The organism is Paenibacillus oceani, from assembly GCF_014705615.1.
Classification (GTDB): domain Bacteria; phylum Bacillota; class Bacilli; order Paenibacillales; family NBRC-103111; genus Paenibacillus_AB; species Paenibacillus_AB oceani.
The window spans coordinates 112,628-127,912 of record NZ_JACXJA010000027.1; the positions used below are offsets into that span (position 1 = coordinate 112,628).

Here is a 15,285-nt window from a genome sequence, read left to right on the forward strand (position 1 = left end):
GAGAAGCATTCATTTGCAGATGCAGAGAAAGCTTGACGAGAAAGCTCTTTTACCTTGGGACCGAAAGGATAAAGTGCAGGGATGAATCAACTAAAACGGGACAGATGGAACGGCTTGTCCGGAGAAGCGAAGGACGGCATCATGCGGGGGCTGTCCGGTGAACTCGCCCCGGGCTTCGCCTACATAGGCTTGGAAACTTTCGAACGGTATGGGACAAGTGTGGAAACGGGTGTGTTCGAGTACGAGGGACGCCGGTTCGTATTTGTGCCGGGGGATGTCGTGAGGCTGGGATGGAACGGTTGGCAGCAGGGGATGGACGAGGCGACGCGAGAAGACCTGCTGGATGCGTTCGGTGAAAACGGCGTGGAGGATGTAGACGCGTTTCTCCAGGAGCAGATGACGCCGGTACGGGAAGTTGTGATCGGACCTATGCTGGCCGAATGCGAGACACACTCCGCCGGATGGCGCGAAATTTCGGCGGAGGACGTTCCGGCGCTGGACGATTCCGAGATGACGGAACAGATGGAGCGGTTTAAAAAGTCTGACCTTGGCTCGTACGAGGTATATGAGAGTTATCGCTTGAAACGGGTGAACGGGGACATACGGGTCTATCTGTATGAGGAAGATGTCACCTGCGAGCAGTGGAGGGAGGATGCTTTTCGGGGAGGCTTCAGCCTGCCTACGGAGGACGAGTGGGAGTATATGTACGGGGGAGGCTGCCGTACGTTGTTTCCTTGGGGAGACAGTTTCGATTACAGCATGAAGCTGAAGTATTTCGAAGAGCTGAGCGAGCTGGAGGCGGACGAGGCCGAGGCCGACGGGAGCGCGATACGGAGCGGAGACGGGCGTCCCTACGATCTGGGGCTTCCCAATGCGTTCGGGCTGATCTTCGCCGGAGATCCTTATCAGTACGAGCTGACGGAGGGCGGCAGCGGCCTTATGCCGAAAGGCGGAGACGGCGGCAGTATGATCTGCGGGGGAATGGGCCCCGTTGCCGGCTATCTGCCTGCGGCCGCCGTCTATTACCGCGATCCCTACAATACGGAAGCGGAATGGGAGGACTTGAAGGGGCATTCCCGTTACCGGCGGATTGTCCGGTTGTCAGAGCGCTGACAGGGTTGAGTGCAGACCGCAAAATCATAACTGATTATTTAGAAAGACGGGAGAGGAAACGATCCCGTCTTTTTGCTGTTACAACCGATGTCGACATAGGCGGCTGCCCCCGTCCTGCAACGCCAAGCAAAGCTTGCCAGCTCACCGAACCGTATCGACCCGATGCCGCTTGGCGTACTCGCGGGGGGAGAGGCCGACCACTTTTTTGAAGATGCGGCTGAAATAAAATTCGTCTCCGTAGCCTACGCTATGGGCGATCGATTTGAGCCGGTAGTCGGACAAGACGAGCAGCTCCTTGGCGCGGTCCATCCGCAGATGCGTCAGGTAGTCGATCGGGCTGTAGCCGATTACTTTCTTGAACAGGCGCGAGTAGTGGCTGACGCTCAGTCCGGCGAGCTGGGCCAGCGATTCGAGCGTTAGCGGCTCCTGGTAGTGCTGCACCATGTAATCTTGCGTATGCTCGATGGCCGCGGTCGTGTCGCCGGCATTTTTCTGTGCGCGAAAATCTTGCAGCAGCGCCAGCCAAAATTCGTGAAGCAAAATTTTGCGGCGCATCGCCGTTATATGACCCCGCCGCTGCCACAGAACGAACAGCTGCTCCATCAAATAGATGAACTGCGGCGTATTTTGCAGCGAGTACATCCCCTGCAGCGGAAACGGACTTTCCGCAGAGCAGCGGGAAATCCACTGTTCCTTCTCTTCGTACGTTTCCGTATAATGAAAACGTAAAAAGTAATATTCGATCGGCTGTTCGGGATCGGTGCGGCGCTCCACCAGCATGCCGGGCGAGAAAAAGAACAGCTTGCCGGGCTCGGCCGGGTAATGGGTACCGTTGACGGTAAACGTCCCTTTGCCTTTTACGATCAGCCAAAAGGAATGGTGCTTGATCGAGCGCATCGGATGCGCCCAGGTGGGTTCGCATTTTTGATGACCGATCAGCACGATGGAGTAGACAAGCCGGTTCAGCCTGGCGGCTATTTCCCCCGGTGTCAGCATACGAAAACCTACGCTCCTTTCACCCGCAAGCTTCTTGCGGATCAACAACAAGATCAATCATACCAGAAACGGGATACGACAGCGACGAAAGAGGAGATTCGAGTGGATACGACGGAGGCAAAACAATATTTTTCCAAGCATTTACTGGACTGGTACAACGTGCATAAGCGGGATTTGCCCTGGCGGAGAAGCCGCAACCCGTACTATATATGGATATCGGAAGTGATGCTGCAGCAAACCCGGGTGGAGACCGTTATTCCGTACTTCCACCGGTTCGTGGAGAAGTTTCCGTCGGTCGAGGCGCTCGCGGACGCTCCGGAGGAGGAAGTGCTGAAAGCCTGGGAAGGGCTCGGCTACTACTCGCGGGCGCGCAATCTGCAGGCGGCGGTGCGGGAAGTGAAGGAGGTCTACGGCGGGCGCGTGCCGGACACGCAGGAGGAGATCTCCTCCTTAAAGGGCGTCGGGCCTTATACGGCGGGAGCGGTGCTGAGCATCGCCTACAACAAGCCGGAGCCGGCCGTGGACGGCAATGTGATGCGGGTGCTGTCCCGGTACTTCCTGCTTCGCGACGATATTGCCAAGCCTGCGACGCGGATCGGGATGGAGCGGCTCGCCAAGGAACTGATCCCCGAAGGGGAGGCGCGCGATTTCAATCAGGCGTTGATGGAGCTGGGCGCAACGGTGTGTACGCCGAAATCGCCGCATTGCCTGACTTGTCCGGTCATAGAGCATTGCGCGGGGCGGATGGAAGGGGCGGTGGACGCGCTTCCGGTCAAAACGAAAGCGAAGCCGCCCCGTCCGGAGAAGCGCGCCGTCGCGTTTATCGAGGGCGCCGGAGAGAACGCCGGCAAAGTGCTCGCCCGCCAGCGGCCGAAGGAAGGGCTGCTCGCCCGCATGTGGGAGCTGCCGCACGTTCTGCTGCCAGAGACGATCGCGGCGCTCGGCCCGGAATCGGACGAAGCGGCAATGCGTTGTCTAAGTGAAAGCCTGGCGAGCGAGCACGGCCTGGAGGTGGAGCCGCTGGCCCCGATGATGGATGCGGAGCACACGTTCAGCCACATCCACTGGCAGATGCGCGTCTATCGCTGCCGGTTTGCCGGACTGGCCGGCAGGGCGGCGGAGAACGGCTCCGCAGCAGGTGATTCCGACGACGGAAACGTGTTTCTCTGGTTCGGTGAACGCGAGCTGGAGCAGTACGCGCTGCCGAACGTGTTCGTGAAAATATTAAAACAAGCAGGAAGCTACAGAAGCTGAACCGGCGGGACAAGCCAAAGAGGCTGCGTATCGGCGCGAATTCGTCGCGGGATGCGGAGCCTCTTTGCGCTGCTCGCCTCAGGCTGCGATAGCGGCGCTTCTAACCGGTGCAAGTTCAGAGCTGAAGATTGGTTTGAACAAAGGGGAGTTGATGCTCGTGACGCCGGATGAAGCCGTAGGATAAGCTCTGGGATCGCATCAGGCGCTGACGCGGCATCGTTTGCATACTTTGGCTTTGGCGCCGTTCTCCAGCGTTCGGGTATACAGCAGCTTGATGCGGGTGGCCCGGCAGACGGGGCATGTTCCTCGCCCTCTGGAGGGCAGCTTCCAGAGCGCTTTTCCGCGGTTCGATTTGGACATACCGGTTTCGTTCCTCTCTTAGGTTCATCGGGATTCGCTACATTGTATTCGGAGAACCGGCAAAACATGCGAAGCCCGGACTGAAGCAGCGGGAGGAGAAACGAACGTGCGGAGCGGATCGGATCGGCGGCTCTATCGGCAAACGAAAGCTCCCCGCCGGACGTTACGCAGAGTAACGATCCGGGCGGGGAGCCGGAGTCCGCTTAGAGCGAATTATTTTTTGGCGGCGTCGTAACGCTTGCCAACTTCGTCCCAGTTGACTACGTTCCAGAATGCGGCGATGTAGTCAGGGCGTTTGTTTTGATATTTCAGATAGTAAGCATGCTCCCATACGTCCAGGCCGAGGAGAGGCGTTTCGCCTTCCATGATCGGGCTGTCCTGGTTAGGCAGGCTGTACACTTTCAGCTTGCCGTCAGCGCTGAGAGCAAGGAACGCCCAGCCGCTGCCGAAACGGGTAGCGCCGGCTGCTGCAAATGTTTCTTTGAATTTATCGAAGCCGCCCAGCTCGCTCTCGATCGCTGCAGCAAGTGCGCCTGTAGGCTGACCGCCTGCGTTCGGGCCGATCGTCGTCCAGAACAGGGAGTGGTTCGCATGGCCGCCGCCGTTGTTGCGAACAGCTGTGCGGATCGCTTCCGGTACAGCGTTCAGATCCGCGATCAAATCTTCGAGCGATTTGTCGTGCAGTTCCGGATGCTTGTCAAGCGCTGCATTCAGGTTCGTAACGTAGGCATTGTGGTGACGGTCGTGATGGATCTCCATCGTTTGAGCGTCGATATGAGGCTCAAGCGCGTTGTTAGCGTAAGGCAGTGGTGGCAATTGGTGTGCCATTAGTAAGCCCTCCCTAAATATTGGATTTGTACAAAGACTATTATCCCTCATTTTGGATCGTAAATCAACACTAAATATACATGTGAAACACTTATGTTTGAAAAGTTGCTCCGGGGTCCTCTTCCATTATGCCCACAATCGACAAAAAATGAACCGGCGTTATCCGCGATTTGCAGCTGTCCGGTTGAAGAGCCGGGGCCGTACCGGACGGGCCGGAATGAACCGGATTTTTCAGGATGACGGCGGCCGATATTAGATCCGTTTGGATGACTCGTATATTTTCCAAACGGCTTTCATATTTTTAATTATTAGAACTTCCTGCTTAAGAGGGTGCGCCGTAGCCCTTCCGAACCATATCCGGGAGAAAAGAACTAATGCCCGGCAACAAATAGAAGCAGCGGATAGAAGCGGCACGGAGCAGATCGCACAGGAATGCCCATGTTTCATCCGGCGATTGCAAGCAACTCTTTCCTGAGAAGGAAGTGAAATCGCTCTCAGTAAAGCGTTTTCTCACGAAATATCGAAAAAAACGAAACTTTTTAAGGTTTTGTTAAGGTTTAGGAAGGATTTCCTCGATTTTTGTCGTATTTGTTACGTTACAAGAAAAACTTCTGATCGAAGTGAACCATTCTTTATCGTTTACAAAAAACAAAACGGGGAGAGACCAAGATGTTCGTTCGACCTTTCCAATTGTCCGATTATGCGTCGATTACGACTCTATTTAGCGAAGTGTTGTCCGAATCGTGCTGCGAGGAAACGATGGATGCCTTTGCTAAGCAGCTGTCTCTAGATCCGGAGCTGGTTCTCGTCTCTGTAGTGGACGACGAAATCGCCGGGATTATTATCGGTACGATCGATCAACGCAATCAAGGATACTATTACCGAATAGCCGTAGCGAAGGAGCACCAGCGCAGAGGGATCGGCAAGACTTTAATTAACGGCCTGAAGAAAAAGTTCACGCAGCGGAAGGTCAGCAAAATTCTCGTAACGGTGGACGTACACAACGAACCGATTCTCCCTGTTTATGAAGCGGTCGGCTACACCGACCATCATTTTTCCCGTTCTTACCGTCATTTAAGAATCGTCAGCGGCCGGTAACAGTCGTCTGCCTATCGGCGTTTCTAGGGGCATATCTTGAAGCCATTGCATTTGGCGAAGAGATATGCTTTTGTATTACATAACGAGTTTTTTTAAGAACGCACTTCGAGATTTATTAAAAAGACAATAACGGGTGGACGATATATAATAGGAGTAGTTGTCAGAAAGGGCTTACTATGAATCCATATTCCCCATATCAAATTAAAAGCTTCAAGCATGACGGTCATCTTCACCGGATGTGGATGCAGAACTGGCGGGTTCCGGACGCGCTGCTTGCCCCGGAGCATCGGGCCGAATCGATGATTGCGCTGATTAACTCTCAAACGCCGATCCGCGAAAGGGACGGCAAGGAATGGACGAGCAAGATTCCGTCGGTCACTTTTTTTATCCCCGGGGAATGGTACAACGTCGTCTCGCTTCTGGAGGATCAGGGTATCCGCTACTATTGCAACATCGCTTCGCCTCCCTACGTGAATGAAGGCGTCATTACTTACATCGATTATGATCTGGATGTCATCCGCACGCCGAACGGCACGATTCAGATCGTCGATCAGGAAGAATACGAGCTTCATAAGCACAATTACCATTACTCCGATGTCGTGGAGCGCAAGGTGAAGCGGGGGCTCGAATCGCTGCTGGCGCGGCTGAAACGGGAAGGACCGCCATTTTGCAACGATCAGGTGCTTGCCTACTACGAGCTGTGGAGAAACGAAGGGCCGGGGGTGTGACATGGGCACTTTTGAAAGCCAGGACGGACGGGAGACGGCACCAGCGGTAACAGCCGAGGAGCCGAAGGGACAAAGTTTGGCGGCGGAATTGTGGGATTGGACCAAATCGATTGCAGTGGCACTTGTCATTGTCATTTTGCTCAATTTGTACGTGTTCAATTTGTCTACGGTGAAGGGTCATTCGATGGAGCCTACGCTCCGGGAGAAGGAATGGCTGTTCGTCAACAAGTTCGTATACCTGGTAGGGCATCCGAACCGCGGCGACGTCGTTATCTTGAAGGACCCCGATATGCAGTCGGTAGAGAAGCAGTATCTGGTGAAGCGGGTTGTAGCGATTCCCGGCGATCAAGTGGAGATTCGCGGGGGCAAGCTGTACGTGAACGGAGAGACGGTGGCCGAGCCCTATACCGACATCAAGATCGAAGACGGCGATCGCGGACCGGTCGTAGTCGAGGAAGGCCGTTACTTTGTAATGGGGGATAACCGGCACCAGAACGCCAGCAAGGACAGCCGCATATTTGGCACGGTATCGGAGAAGGCGATTCAAGGTCGTGCGGACTTCATCCTCTGGCCGATCGATCAAATGGGAGGTTTGTAAGTGAAGGACGTCATGATCTATACGGACGGGGCATGCTCCGGCAATCCCGGTCCCGGAGGCTGGGGAGCCATTCTGTTTTATGGCCAGCACCGTAAGGAAATGTCCGGCGGCGAGAAGCATACGACGAATAACCGGATGGAGCTGCTGGCCGCCATCGAAGCGATCGGCTCGCTGAAGGAAGCGTGCACCGTAAAGCTCTACAGCGACTCCGCCTATCTGGTCAACTGCTTCAAGCAGGGCTGGTTCCGGGGCTGGCTGAAGAACGGCTGGAAGAACAGCAAAGGGCAGCCGGTGGAAAATCAGGATCTGTGGAAGCAACTGCTTCAATTAATGGAAACGCATAAGGTGGAGTATATTAAAGTTAAAGGACATAGCGACAACGAGTTCAACAATCATTGCGATTTTTTGGCTCGGGAAGCGATCAAGCGCCTGACATGAGGTGAGCGCCATGGATGACGCGGGAAAGGCGCCCGGTACCTGGGAATACTGGGCAAGACTAAAAGAAGATATACGCGAGGCTGCGCCCTCGCTTGGAATCGACAAGATTGGCTTCGCGTCTGCGGAGCCTTTTATAGAGTTGAAGCAAATCCTGCTTCGCCACCGGGAGCTCGGGCGCGAATCCGGCTTCGAGGAGCCGGATCTGGACAAGCGTACCGATCCAGCACTTAGTCTGGAGCAGCCGCAGTCGATCGTGTCGATCGCGATCGCCTATCCGTCCAAGCTGGTGAACCCGCCCAGGTCGGAGCCCGGCGCTTACCGGGGGATCATCTCACGGTCGTCCTGGGGCGAGGATTATCACCGCGTGCTGCGCAAACGGATGGCGGCGCTTGAGGCGTTCATCCGGGAGCGGGTGCCGGACGCCCGTACCGAGAGCATGGTCGATACCGGTGCGCTGGCGGATCGTGCGGTTGCCGAACGGGCGGGGATCGGCTGGAGCGGCAAAAACTGTGCGATCATCACCCCGGAATGGGGATCGTGGGTTTATTTGGGCGAGATGATTACGAATATTCCGTTCCCGCCGGACAAGCCGATTACGGATCAGTGCGGCGACTGTACGATCTGTATCGACGCATGTCCGACCGGGGCGCTGGTAGGTCCGGGGCAGTTGCATTCGAGTCTTTGCGTGTCGTTCGTGACACAGACCAAAGGCTTCGTCTCGGACGAGCTGATGCGGAAGATCGGCAACCGGCTCTACGGCTGCGATACGTGCCAAGTCGTCTGTCCTGTGAACAAAGGGAAGCACTGGGCGCATCAGCCCGAGCTGCAGCCGGACCCGGAGAAGGTGAAGCCGCTCCTGAAGCCGCTGCTGTCGATGACGAACAAGCAATTCCGCGAGCTTTACGGCGATATGTCCGCCTCGTGGCGCGGAAAGAAGCCGATTCAGCGCAACGCGGTTATCGCGCTGGGCAATTTCAAGGACGTGACAGCCGTGCCGCTGCTCGCGGGTCTGCTGCTGGAGGACGAGAGGCCGGAAATTCGCGGGACGGCGGCGTGGGCGCTCGGGCGTATAGGCGGTACGGAAGCGCTTGAGGCGCTTAAGCGCGCTTGGCCGAGGGAGAGCCATCCCGAAGCGGCCGAGCGGATTGGCTCCGCTCTTCAGGAACTGGAGGAGGGGGACGTATAACCGTTTTCGGAAGTGCGCTCATAGACGCCCCGAATGAAGGGGCGGATGAAGTTTTTATGCTGGAAGGGGGCGCATCATGAGATACATTAGCATCGATCAGGTGGAGCCGGGACAATTTCTGGGGAAAACGATCTTCTCCAGCTCCGGAGCAGTGCTGCTGTCCGAGGGTGTGCAATTGACCGTCTACATGATCAATACGTTGAACCGGATCGGGGCAACGATGATTTATATTAAAGATCCCCAGTTCGAAGACGTCGAGATTCCCGATGTGCTGTCGGAGGAGACGAGACGGGGCGTACTGAAAAAAATGACGGAGACGTTCGACTCGATCCGCTCGGGCAAGCAGTTCGATACCCGCGCAGTGAGCATCAGCGTCGATCAGCTGCTGGAAGACGTGATGAGGAACAAAGAGGTGCTGATCCAGCTCTCCGACATTCGCACACAGGATAACGAATCGTACGTGCATGCCTTAAACGTATGTATGATGTCGACGATGATCGGCATCAATATAAGCCTCACCCCGCAGCAGCTCAAGGAACTGGCGATCGGCGCCCTGCTGCACGATATCGGCAAGGTGGAGAAGCTGACGGATGACAGCTCGGCCGATCCGAAGCGTCATCATACGTGGCGGGGCTTCGAGGTGTTGAAGCAGAAGCAGGAGTTCAACCTGTTAATTGCGCACGTGGCTCTGCAGCATCATGAGACACCGGACGGGGAAGGGCTGCCGCGGAAAGTAGCAGCCGACCAGATTCATCTGTACGCCAAAATCGTGGCGGTTGCCAACATGTTCGACAATCTGCAGTTCAAGCAGCCGGCCGGAGGCAAACGAATGCTTCCGCACGAGGCCTGCGAGCATATGATGGCACTGGCGGGTTCGAAGCTCGACCGGGAGGTGCTGATTCATTTTCTGCGCACCGTCTCGATCTATCCGACCGGCTCCTCGGTCCGGCTGTCGACGAGGGAGACCGGCGTCGTCGTCGGACAGCACCGGGGGCTGCCCGGCCGTCCGGTTGTCCGCGTCGTCAGCCAAAACGACGACCATATCGAGGTCAAGGAAGTGGATCTCGCCAAACATACGACCGTGTTCGTAGAAAATGTGCTGCTCTAGCGCCTGACCCGAGCCGGATCTATCTTAAAAGCCGGCTCGACTGCACGAAAAGCGGGGCCGAATCCGGCACATTGTACCGCTTGCTAAGAGCGGCTTATTTCGTTATGATGAAGTGTATTCGGGAGTTTTTACGAACAAATGTTGGGGTGACGCTGGAATGTGGTGGAATTGGGTAATTCCGATCGTAACGTTGATCGTTGGTCTGGTCGGAGGTTTTTTCATCGGTGTTTATTATTTGCGCAAGCAGATGGAAGCGATGCAGTCGAATCCGGAGATGCTGCAGCAGATGGCCAAAAAAATGGGCTACAATTTGAATAAAAAGCAGATGCAGCAAATGCAGCACATGATGAAAAACCAGAAGTGGAAATAATTGCTGCGTCTCCCGCGCAAGCGAGGAGGAGGGGTGCGAATGGCAGGTACCAAGGAATACCAGAACGATAACGTTGGACGGAACCGCGAGCTGATCGAGAATCATGTGAAAGAAATTTTGCGGCTGATCGGGGAAGATGTCGACCGCGAAGGGCTGATCGAGACGCCCGCCCGGGTAACGAGAATGTACGAGGAGATTTTCGCGGGTTATTCCGTAGATCCCCGGGAAGTGCTGGGCGTGACGTTCGACGAGAAGCATGAGGAGCTCGTTATCGTTAAGGATATCGTATATTACAGCCAGTGCGAGCATCATATGGCGCCTTTTTTCGGTAAGATCCATATCGGCTATTTGCCTAGCGGAAAGATCGCCGGACTGAGCAAGTTCGCCCGTCTGGTGGAGGCCGTAACACGGCGGCTGCAAGTGCAGGAGCGGATTACGTCGGAGATCGCCGATATTCTTGTGGAAGTGCTTCACCCGCAAGGCGTCATGGTCATCGTAGAAGGCGAGCATCTGTGCATGTGTTCCAGGGGCGTGAAGAAGCCCGGCAGCAAGACGGTTACATCGGGCGTTCGCGGCCGGTTCGCTACAGACTCGGCGCTGCGCTCGGAGTTTTTGTCGCTTGTGAAGGAATGAGAGGAGCGCGGCTCATTCCCGGGCGTTCGCTTGCGGCGATGGCCGGAACCAAAAGCAATTCCAAAAGCAAAAGCAAAGAGCAAAAGACGCTTTCTACCGTTCACTGGGTAACAGTGAGGTGGGAGCGTCTTTTTGTATGCCCGTTATCGGGTCTTCGTCAGGGCCAGGGATAGCATAATGAACGAAAGGCGGAAGTAGAATATAGATAAATTATTATTGACAATGAAAATCATTATCATTATAATGAGAATCGTTATCAATTGTTTGCTTATATAGTTGCGATTGTTTGGATAGATTGTCGGGTTATCGTTTGGGATTCGACAGTACCGAGCCCATTTGCGTTTAGGATACCGGTTCGGGCCGGCGAAAGGGAGCGAGATAAGGGCCAATGCCGTGTGTGGACCGGCTACTTTCAGCTGCGGGCAGTATGAACTTTCGATTGGGAGGATGAGCATGTGATCGCCGTTGTTCAAAGGATCTGTTTGAAGCACGGGCTGAGCGGACGGATGCTTAGCGGCATCGATAAGTTCAAGTCGAAGGCGGGTTACGGCAAATGGTCGTCGATCGAAGTATTAGCCGCCCGGAGTCCGGAGGAGTATGAGGAATGTATCGTCACCAGCCGGTGGGACCTGACGTCGGAGCAGTTCGATCAGGTATGCAGCGACTGGTACGGAGCGGTGATCTCCGAGCTGCCGCCATCCGGAATCGTCCGCTACGAGTGCTCGTGCTGCGATATATGGATGAAACGCGAGAACGAGCTTTCTTTGCTTGAGATGTACGCATCGGATGGGAACAGGAAGGAGGTACGGCTGTGACGACTACCCGGTTAACGGCATTGATTTTGCTGGCTGTCCGGATTGCTTTGTTGAAGCTGTATATGCGGGCCAGAGCATCCAAGCTGCGCGATTGTACATAAATTTGGCATGGGATATGTAGGATGACTCCGGCAAGGATCATCGGATCAAGGGAGAAGGGTAGGAGCGGACAGGATGAAGGTTATTGTCGTATTTGCGAGCATGTCCGGGAACACGGAAGAAATGGCTGATGCGGTAGCGGAAGGGATTCGCGGGCAAGGGGCCGAGGCGGTATTGAAAGACGTGTTTGATACGAATGCCTCGGAGCTTACGGATTATGACGCGGTATTGCTCGGCGCTTATACATGGGGAGACGGGGATTTGCCGGATGAATATCTCGATTTCTATGACGAGATGGACGACGTCGATTTATCGGGCAAACCGTCGGCGGCGTTCGGCTCGGCCGATTCCTCCTATCCTGAATTCGGCAAAGCGGTAAATCTGCTGGAGGAAAAGCTGCTGAGCTGCGGAGCGGTACTTGCTGCGGAAGGTCTGAAGGTGGAGCTGAATCCGTCCGAGCTGGAGAAGGAGGCGTGCCGCGAGTTGGGAAGACGGGTGGCTGCTGCCGCTGCGGGTGTGTCCGGATGATGATACGCGCGACAGGACTGGAAGCGTATAAAGAGCTCGGTCGAAAGCAGGGCGAGGAGGCGCTGATCGAAGATTACAAGCTGGAAGAGCTGCTGCGCTGCCCGTCCCGTTATCTGAAGCGCAAAGCGGATGAGGAAGCCGGCGCCGCGGCGATGCTGGGTACGGAGGTAAGCTGGCAGCAGCTCGTCCAATATTCGGTCTGTCATTTGGTTAACGATTATTACAGCCTCCCCCCGGAGCACCGGTCGGAGTATTCGATCGAACGGTCGGCGGACCGCCGGTGGACGAACCGGACTTACAAGTTCGATTCCGCCGATCATTACTGGCAGGTGCGGTACCGGGCCGTAAGCGCGTTGAAACAGCTGCTGCACGGCGAGCAGAACGGCGCAATCCGGCCGCTGATCGTATTCGAGTCGTACCGTACGCATATCGAAGCGGTGCAAGCGGAAGTTTCGTTCATCGTGCAGGTGTTGTACCGGGACGACGACCGTCCGGATTTGCCTTATGTGATCCGGAAGTACCTGGTGGATGATGATCCCGATGTGATTGCCGGCTTCCGCCATCTGGCCGTCCTGTTCTGCAGCGAAGCGTTCGAGGAGCTGCCCGGACGTATCGAGGTGTTCGGTGTGCTGAGCGGCAGCAAGTACGTGTTCCGCCCACAGGCGGATGAGGTGGCGAAGGCGGCGGATTATATCCGCCTGCTCCGGGAATATGCCCAGGAAACGGAAACCGCCGCTCAGGAGGAAGAGGAGACGGGGCATATGCACCGGAGACGGAACGTTTGCCGCAAATGCAGGCATAAAGCGGATTACACGCATGCCGGAGGGAGCCAAGCGGCGAAACCGACCAGCCGCTGGCAGCTGAATTAGTGCATCTTGGCTCCTAGGATATATATACAACCGATCCAGCGAAAGTAATATACGGTATAACGGTTTGTGAAATGGACCCCTGCCGGTCAGAGGTTCATCCGTTCCTTTAGTCGCCGACAAGTCTTACTTGCCGCCTGGAGGAAGGAGGGCTCGTAAGCAGGTGCTCCATCCTGTGCTTTACTTCCGGCCATTCCGCCGATACGACGCTGTAATAGACCGAATCGCGAACGTAGCCGTCCGGCAAAATATAATGACAGCGCAGAGCGCCCTCGAAGACGGCGCCGATCCTCTCGATCGCCCGGCGGGAGCGCTCGTTCCGCGAATCCGTCTTGATCTGTACGCGGTTAGCGCCCATCGTCTCGAAGGCATGAGTCAGCAGGAGCAGCTTGCACTCGGTATTAACCCGTGTCCGCCACACGCCTGGGGTCAGCCATGTCCAGCCAAGTTCAAGGGAATGATTTTCATCGGATAAATCGAACAGCCGAGTGCTTCCGAGCACCCGGCTGTCTGCGCTATCCATGATCGTATAGGGCAGCGTGTGACCGCGTTCCGCTTCGGCCATAGCTTCGTCGACAAGCCGCTGCATGTCCTCGGGCGATTCCATGCGTACAGGGATATAGGTCCAGACACCGGGAGCACGGGCGGTTTCGTACAGAGCGCTCGCATGCGCACGCTCCATCGGTACAAGCCGTACGGCTGTTCCGGTTAATGGTTGGTATAGTCTGTTCATTGTATGGCGCCACCTTCCCTAGTCCGGAAAACGTGTCTCTTATGTCCGGGATTTCTATGATCGTACCGGAACGGAAGGCTGAAGAAAAGATCCGATTTCACTCGAAATGACCAGGCCAATCGGGAAAGGGAGCAGACTCTTCGGATCATTCGGACAGAAAAGGCAGACAACGGCGGATGGGTGCCTGAGAGCCTGAGCTGACCTGTATTCACGGCTGCGGCTTAGAAACGGGGCCCGTTCCGGAGCGCCGCTTCCGTCAGTACGGCCGCCATTTCAATTTGGACGCCTGGACGAATCTGTCGTTCACGTACGGCCAATTGACGACGTTCCACCACGCTTCGATATATTTGGGCCGCTCGTTTTGATGTTTCAAATAATAAGCGTGTTCCCAGACATCCAGGGCAAGGAGCGGGATCGCATCCCATTGCGACAAATTCTGATGCTTCTCCGCCTGCAAAATCTCGAGCCTGTGACTGCGTGGGCTCCAGACAAGCACGGCCCATCCGCCCCCCTCGACCTTGTCGGCTGCTGCGGAGAAGTGCTTCCGGAACGATTCGAAGCTGCCGAAGTCGCGGTCGATCTGATTCGCGATCGCCCCTGTGGGCTTGCCGCCCGCTTTTGGAGCCATCACGTACCAGAAGAGGGTATGCAAGTAGTGTCCCGCCCCGTTAAATGCCGCTTCCCGCTCCCAATGCTTGATCAGGTCGAAATCGCCGGTTTTGCGCGCTTGCTCCATCATTTTCTCGGCTTTGTTCAAGCCGTCTACGTAGGTTTGGTGATGCTTGTCGTGATGAATCCGCATCGTTTTCTCGTCAATATGCGGTTCAAGCGCGTTATACGCATAAGGAAGCGGCGGCAGGGTATGACCGCCGATCGGTATGGGTTTTGCGGCAGCCGTGTAATCGGTCCATACGCCTTCCGGCGTAAGCGGCTCCTCCCGGTCTGCTTGCTCCTCGTTGCGGGAAGGTTGAGGCTGAGGCTGAGGGGACGGAACCGGATGGGAAGACGGGGGGAACGCCGGCGCGGTGAGGATCGATTGCAGGATGCCGAGGAAATATTCCGATTCCCGGATAATGTGCTGAATGACCGTGGGCGCGGTTGGTACGCTGCGGACCGCAGCGCTTCTCTCCAGCATGCCGAACAGCTGCTTGATAAATTCCGTCGACTGGGCGGTGGAGCGCTGCAGCAAAGCTTCGACATGCTTCCACAGCTCCGGGCTTATCGTCATATTGGACCGAATGACCGCTTCGATCCATTTGTTCGCGGCGGCCTCGGTTTGTGCAAAGACAAGCTCCCACTGCTCCAGCAACTGCACATACGGCTGCTCCAAATTCGGGATAAGCTCGCGGATGACGACGGTATGCTCCTTCTCCTGCATTTTCCAGAAACGGATTTCCTCCAGAAGTCTGAGCGGCATCAGCGAGCCGTATACGACTAACATGGTCTTCCCTCCCTATAGAGGCTGTATCCTATACAGTGTATTCGGAAGGGAAGTTGGCCTATGCGGGAAATCGGCGATCCTGCAGCGATCTTA

General features: G+C 55.8%; 18 protein-coding genes. 13 read left to right on the forward strand and 5 right to left on the reverse strand.

The annotated features are described in order from the left end of the window. Positions 1-81 precede the first annotated feature (81 nt). Positions 82-1,113, forward strand: a complete 1,032-nt coding sequence (locus IDH45_RS19610) for a formylglycine-generating enzyme family protein (RefSeq protein WP_190929819.1) — start codon at positions 82-84, stop codon at positions 1,111-1,113. A gap of 141 nt (positions 1,114-1,254) precedes the next feature. On the opposite strand, the gene IDH45_RS19615 is transcribed toward IDH45_RS19610, so the two are convergent. Then, a complete protein-coding gene (locus tag IDH45_RS19615; protein WP_190929820.1) occupies positions 1,255-2,109 on the reverse strand; it encodes an AraC family transcriptional regulator in 855 nt (284 codons plus the stop codon). 102 nt (positions 2,110-2,211) lie between these two features. Between IDH45_RS19615 and mutY the strand changes: the two genes are divergently transcribed. After that, the gene (gene mutY, locus IDH45_RS19620; RefSeq protein WP_317891240.1) at positions 2,212-3,363 is read left to right on the forward strand and encodes an A/G-specific adenine glycosylase; all 1,152 of its coding nucleotides are present in this window, start codon (positions 2,212-2,214) and stop codon (positions 3,361-3,363) included. A gap of 198 nt (positions 3,364-3,561) precedes the next feature. Here the strand turns inward: mutY and IDH45_RS19625 are convergent, their stop codons facing one another. After that, complete coding sequence (locus tag IDH45_RS19625) at positions 3,562-3,723, reverse strand: hypothetical protein (protein WP_190929822.1); 162 nt, start codon at positions 3,721-3,723, stop codon at positions 3,562-3,564. Positions 3,724-3,936: 213 nt separating this feature from the next. Next, positions 3,937-4,551 carry a superoxide dismutase gene (locus IDH45_RS19630; protein WP_190929823.1) on the reverse strand — a complete coding sequence of 205 codons (615 nt, stop codon included), beginning with the start codon at positions 4,549-4,551 and terminating at the stop codon, positions 3,937-3,939. A 669-nt stretch (positions 4,552-5,220) separates the two neighbouring features. Here IDH45_RS19630 and IDH45_RS19635 point away from each other — a divergent pair. From IDH45_RS19635 to IDH45_RS19685, 11 genes are all read left to right on the forward strand, one after another. Further along, entirely contained in the window at positions 5,221-5,649 is a 429-nt protein-coding gene (locus IDH45_RS19635) for a GNAT family N-acetyltransferase (protein ID WP_190929824.1), read from the forward strand. A 176-nt stretch (positions 5,650-5,825) separates the two neighbouring features. Next, the gene (locus IDH45_RS19640) at positions 5,826-6,377 is read left to right on the forward strand and encodes a DUF402 domain-containing protein (RefSeq protein WP_190929825.1); all 552 of its coding nucleotides are present in this window, start codon (positions 5,826-5,828) and stop codon (positions 6,375-6,377) included. Between the two features lies 1 nt (position 6,378). Continuing rightward, positions 6,379-6,975: a signal peptidase I gene (lepB, locus tag IDH45_RS19645; protein WP_190929826.1), complete on the forward strand. Its 597-nt coding sequence runs from the start codon at positions 6,379-6,381 to the stop codon at positions 6,973-6,975. Then, positions 6,976-7,413 (forward strand): ribonuclease HI, encoded by a 438-nt coding sequence (gene rnhA, locus IDH45_RS19650; protein ID WP_190929827.1) that lies wholly within the window; start codon positions 6,976-6,978, stop codon positions 7,411-7,413. 10 nt (positions 7,414-7,423) lie between these two features. Continuing rightward, the gene (gene queG, locus IDH45_RS19655) at positions 7,424-8,599 is read left to right on the forward strand and encodes a tRNA epoxyqueuosine(34) reductase QueG (protein ID WP_190929828.1); all 1,176 of its coding nucleotides are present in this window, start codon (positions 7,424-7,426) and stop codon (positions 8,597-8,599) included. 76 nt (positions 8,600-8,675) lie between these two features. Next, on the forward strand, positions 8,676-9,707 hold the full coding sequence (locus tag IDH45_RS19660; RefSeq protein WP_190929829.1) for an HD-GYP domain-containing protein: 1,032 nt from the start codon (positions 8,676-8,678) through the stop codon (positions 9,705-9,707). Positions 9,708-9,864: 157 nt separating this feature from the next. Next, entirely contained in the window at positions 9,865-10,077 is a 213-nt protein-coding gene (locus IDH45_RS19665; protein ID WP_190929830.1) for a YneF family protein, read from the forward strand. A gap of 39 nt (positions 10,078-10,116) precedes the next feature. Beyond that, entirely contained in the window at positions 10,117-10,710 is a 594-nt protein-coding gene (gene folE / locus IDH45_RS19670) for a GTP cyclohydrolase I FolE (protein WP_190929831.1), read from the forward strand. Between the two features lie 455 nt (positions 10,711-11,165). Continuing rightward, positions 11,166-11,525 (forward strand): antibiotic biosynthesis monooxygenase family protein, encoded by a 360-nt coding sequence (locus tag IDH45_RS19675; protein ID WP_190929832.1) that lies wholly within the window; start codon positions 11,166-11,168, stop codon positions 11,523-11,525. A gap of 174 nt (positions 11,526-11,699) precedes the next feature. Next, the gene (locus tag IDH45_RS19680; RefSeq protein ID WP_190929833.1) at positions 11,700-12,152 is read left to right on the forward strand and encodes a flavodoxin; all 453 of its coding nucleotides are present in this window, start codon (positions 11,700-11,702) and stop codon (positions 12,150-12,152) included. After that, on the forward strand, positions 12,149-13,021 hold the full coding sequence (locus IDH45_RS19685) for a hypothetical protein (RefSeq protein ID WP_190929834.1): 873 nt from the start codon (positions 12,149-12,151) through the stop codon (positions 13,019-13,021). The genes IDH45_RS19680 and IDH45_RS19685 overlap by 4 nt, the downstream gene beginning before the upstream one ends. A gap of 106 nt (positions 13,022-13,127) precedes the next feature. Here the strand turns inward: IDH45_RS19685 and IDH45_RS19690 are convergent, their stop codons facing one another. Next, positions 13,128-13,751, reverse strand: a complete 624-nt coding sequence (locus IDH45_RS19690) for a GNAT family N-acetyltransferase (RefSeq protein ID WP_190929835.1) — start codon at positions 13,749-13,751, stop codon at positions 13,128-13,130. Between the two features lie 256 nt (positions 13,752-14,007). Then, positions 14,008-15,192 (reverse strand): Fe-Mn family superoxide dismutase, encoded by a 1,185-nt coding sequence (locus tag IDH45_RS19695; protein ID WP_190929836.1) that lies wholly within the window; start codon positions 15,190-15,192, stop codon positions 14,008-14,010. Positions 15,193-15,285 lie beyond the last annotated feature (93 nt).